Below are 3,002 nucleotides of genomic sequence, written 5' to 3' on the forward strand. Positions count from 1 at the left end.
GACAAAACCCTCAAAGTCTGGGATTTAACCACTGGAAACGAACAGTGTACTCTCAAAGGTCACAGCAACTCGGTAAAAATAGTAGCCGTCACTCTTGATGGTAAACGGGCGATTTCTGGTTCAAGAGACAAAAGTCTCAAAGTCTGGGATTTATCGAGTGGAAATGTTATTGCCAGTTTCACGGGTAAAAGTTCGATCGCCTCTTGCGCTATTGCACCAGATCAAATCACAATTGTGGCAGGCGACGCATCCGGTCGCGTATATTTCCTGCGACTAGAAGGGATTGCTGAGTATTTAGAAAAGGGGATGGCGTGAGATGGCAGAATTTGCTGACAAGTTAGCGGCCAAACCACTTTCCTATCAACGTGCTTATCTGGGCAGCTTACTACCAAATTATGTCAAGTCAGGTCATTTAGAAAAGTATTATCAAAGACTGACAGATTTTAACTTTCTGATGGCAAAGATTCAGCATCCTGAGTTTGGGGTGCAGGCACTGATTGATGATTTCGATTTGGTTGACGCTTCTGAAGCAGTCACTAACCTAGAATACAACTCAGAAACAGCAAAAGCCTTGAACTGGATTCAAAGGGTACTGTGGATGTCAGCCGATATTTTGGAGGGAGATAAAACCAAACTGGCGGAACAATTGTTAGGGCGCTTACTGTACTTTGAAATGCCTCTGATTCAGGCAATGCTGGAGGTAGCAAAGCAGTGGAAAGCAGCACCTTGGTTGCGTCCTTTGATACCTTGTTTAACTCCCCCTCGCAGGGGACTACTACGCACCCTCGAAGGTCACAGAAACTCAGTAAATGCAGTCGCCGTTACTGCTGATGGGAAGCGGGCGATTTCTGGTTCAGATGACAATACTCTCAAACTCTGGGATTTAACCCTTGGAAAGGAACAGTTGACTCTCAAAGGTCACAGAAACTCAGTAAATACAGTAGCCGTCACTGCTGATGGGAAACGGGCAATTTCTGGTTCATCGGACAACACCATCAAAGTCTGGGATTTAACAACTGGAGATGAACAGTTTACTCTCGAAGGTCATAGCAACTCAGTAAATGCAGTTGTCGTAACTGCTGATGGCAAGCGCGCGCTTTCTGGTTCATCGGACAACACCATCAAAGTCTGGGATTTAACAACTGGAGATGAACAGTTAACTCTCAATGGTCACAGCGACTGGGTAAATGCAGTCGCCGTCACTGCTGATGGGAAGCTGGCGATTTCTGGTTCATTTGACAGCACCCTCAAAGTCTGGGATTTAATCACTGGAAAGGAATTCTTTACTCTTAAAGGTCACAGCAACTGGGTAAATGCAGTCGCCGTCACGGAGGATGGGAAGCGGGCGATTTCTGGTTCGTCGGACAACACCCTCAAAGTCTGGGGTTTAACCACTCGAAAGCAACTGTTTACAATCAAAAGTCACAGGGTAAAAGCAATAGCCGTCACTACTGATGGGAAGCTGGCGATTTCTGGTTCGTCGGACAACATCCTCAAAGTTTGGGATTTAACAACTGGAAAGGAACTGTTTACGCTTACAGGTCACAGGGACTCGATAAATGCAGTCGCCGTCACTGCTGATGGGAAGCGGGCGATTTCTGGTTCGTCGGACAACACCCTTAAAGTCTGGGATTTAACAACTGAAGATAAACTGTTTACCATCAAAGGTCACAGCTACTTGGTAAAAGCAATAGCCGACACTGCAGATCGGGAGTGGGGGATTTCCAGTTCGTCGGACAACACCCTCAAAGTTTGGGATTTAACCACTGGAAATGGACTGGTTATGCTTACAGGTGACAGGGACTCGGTAAGTGCAGTCGCCGTCACCGCTGATGGGAAGCGGGCGATTTCTAGTTCACGGAACAACACCCTCAAAGTTTGGGATTTAGAAACTGAAGATGAACTGTTTACGCTCAAAGGTCACAGGGACTCGGTAGATGCAGTTGCCGTCACCGCTGATGGAAAGCGAGCCATTTCTGGTTCAAGAGACACAACTCTTAAAGTCTGGGATTTAACCACTGGAAAAGAACTGTTTACGCTCAAAGGTCACAGGGACTCGGTAGATGCAGTTGCCGTCACCACTGATGGCAAGCTGGCGATTTCTGGTTCGTCGGACAACACCCTCAAAGTCTGGGATGTAGAAATAAGGAGGGAATTATTAGCTTTTATTTGGAGAAATCCAATAGCTATAAGGCAACTTTTTACCCTCACGGGTCACAGCAAGTCGGTAATAGCAGTCGCTGCTACTGCTGATGGCAAGCGGGCAATTTCTGGTTCAAGAGACACAACTCTTAAAGTCTGGGATTTAACCACTGGAAAAGAACTGTTTACTCTCAAAGGTCACAGCAACTCAGTAAATATAGTAGCCGTCACGGAGGATGGGAAGCGGGCGATTTCTGGTTCTGACGACAACACCCTCAAAGTCTGGGATTTGTCGAATGGAAATATCATTGCTAGTTTCACGGGTGAAAGCCCGATTGCCTCTTGCACTATTGCTGTCGATGGAGTCACAATCGTAGCGGGCGACGCATCTGGTCGCGTATATTTCTTACGGCTAGAAGGGATAGAGCCACTAACATAAATTTCTTATCTATCGTCAGCGCGGCTGAATTTGACCAGTTTGAGTGGCTGGTAATTCTCCGGCTCGAACCGTCCATCCAAAATCTAAAATCTAGATTTGCGGCTGTGTCCGTCGTTTAAAAATGATTATGACCGATTTGACTTGGCAGGGTGTTACCAAACTGGCAAGGTCTTTGTAACTGGAATCGAGGCCGTCGGGTTTGGTTTGACCCTAAGTTTGTAAATCACAAAGGCAGGTATGAGGCGATCGGGTTTGGTGTCTAAGGTATCAAAATGCCGCTCAATTTTGGCATTTAGGGAAGCTTCAAGGCGGGCTGTTGAAAGTTCAATTTTACTCATTTTACGGTATAGCAATTCCATTTGAGATGTAAATATAAATTTCTATGGTAAAATAGGAAAGTTTGATAATAAATGAAAGGAAA

At 45.8% G+C, this 3,002-nt stretch carries 3 protein-coding genes; 2 read left to right on the forward strand and 1 reads right to left on the reverse strand.

Annotated features, from left to right (window positions below):
• Positions 1 to 315, forward strand: a 315-nt coding sequence (locus tag QUA62_RS27990) for a WD40 repeat domain-containing protein (RefSeq protein WP_445301729.1), incomplete at its 5' end; no start/stop codon positions are given.
• A gap of 1 nt (position 316) precedes the next feature.
• Entirely contained in the window at positions 317 to 2,581 is a 2,265-nt protein-coding gene (locus QUA62_RS27995; protein ID WP_333408085.1) for a WD40 repeat domain-containing protein, read from the forward strand.
• A gap of 152 nt (positions 2,582 to 2,733) precedes the next feature.
• Here QUA62_RS27995 and QUA62_RS28000 read toward each other — a convergent pair whose 3' ends face one another.
• Positions 2,734 to 2,919, reverse strand: coding sequence for a hypothetical protein (locus QUA62_RS28000; protein WP_333078879.1), 186 nt, complete (start codon positions 2,917 to 2,919; stop codon positions 2,734 to 2,736).
• Between the last annotated feature and the right edge of the window lie 83 nt (positions 2,920 to 3,002).

Origin of the sequence: Microcoleus sp. MON1_C1, assembly GCF_036701945.1 — a bacterium.
Classification (GTDB): domain Bacteria; phylum Cyanobacteriota; class Cyanobacteriia; order Cyanobacteriales; family Microcoleaceae; genus Microcoleus.

What these genes read in the sequence shown, in the direction of transcription:
- QUA62_RS27995 (WP_333408085.1), top strand. Translation starts at nt 317, where the DNA reads ATGGCAGAATTTGCTGACAAGTTAGCGGCCAAACCACTTTCCTATCAA.
- QUA62_RS28000 (WP_333078879.1), bottom strand. Translation starts at nt 2,919, where the DNA reads ATGAGTAAAATTGAACTTTCAACAGCCCGCCTTGAAGCTTCCCTAAAT.